Raw genomic sequence first — 875 nt, 5'->3', positions numbered from 1 at the left:
GAGGCAGCATGGTTAGTTGGCAATGCGTTTCGATTGCCCGTCTCAGATCATAGTCAGAGCCTTGTAACACATATGTTTTCACGTCCCTGTATGTCGGAAGCACGACGCATCATTATGAATGATGGGCTGCTTCTTGACGTGTCAGCAGGCCAAAACCATCTCATTGAATTGCGGAAGCACTTATACCCAGACGTAAAAATTAAAAAGCGGGTAGAGAAAACACCGATATCAAACGAGGATTTTGAATTACTCGAAGACCAACGCGTTTCTTATACCTTCACGCTCAACTCAAAAGACGCCATTCTTGACCTCATCACAATGACTCCACATGTTTGGCGTGCGCAACGCTCTGAGATCGAGCGCACCGCAGAATTGAGATCGCTTTCATTAAGCTGCGATGTATATGTTGCAAGCTATAAACCAAAGAATCATATAAATGGAAACTAGATTTAAGCTATTCTTTGTGTTCAGCGCACTCTTATTGATATCACTCTCTGGCTTAACCTACGCTGAGTTTTATATGGAAGATTCAGTGCAACAAGAACTAATTGGTCTAGTTTCATTAATAGCAGCAGCCCTATCGATATTTGGCGTTGTCGCTGCATATGTCATGATATTGTGGCAACGACTAAAACGCTTTTTCACTACGGATACACGACGATGACACAGCAACCCGATGTAGAGATTTATATAAAGAATGTTGTGCTCAACGACCTCGCTTCATGGCTCGCCGAAGTTTTTAGCGACACAGATATAAAACTGATCACTAATATCAAATTAGATAGCCCTAAGCCCGTCACTACGCATATATCTCTGGACGAACAACGCATTGAGTTAATGATAACTCCACGCGCAGCAGGAAAGGCTTACACAAG

At 42.9% G+C, this 875-nt stretch carries 1 protein-coding gene and 2 pseudogenes; all 3 read left to right on the top strand.

Annotated elements, in window-relative coordinates; all coding sequences use genetic code 11:
- Positions 1-447 (top strand): annotated as a pseudogene (locus A3738_RS18200) (hypothetical protein); the annotation flags it as partial.
- On the top strand, positions 437-664 hold the full coding sequence (locus A3738_RS18195) for a hypothetical protein (protein WP_068476870.1): 228 nt from the start codon (positions 437-439) through the stop codon (positions 662-664). The pseudogene A3738_RS18200 and the gene A3738_RS18195, both read left to right, overlap by 11 nt.
- Positions 661-875: pseudogene (locus tag A3738_RS18190) on the top strand (hypothetical protein); the annotation flags it as partial. The gene A3738_RS18195 and the pseudogene A3738_RS18190, both read left to right, overlap by 4 nt.

This window comes from Oleiphilus sp. HI0066 (assembly GCF_001635725.1).
The sequence above is the reverse complement of the archived record's forward strand: the minus strand, read 5'-3'. Positions and strand labels throughout refer to the sequence as shown.

Coding starts and splice junctions, on each gene's coding strand:
- A3738_RS18195 (WP_068476870.1), top strand. CDS start 437: ATGGAAACTAGATTTAAGCTATTCTTTGTGTTCAGCGCACTCTTATTG.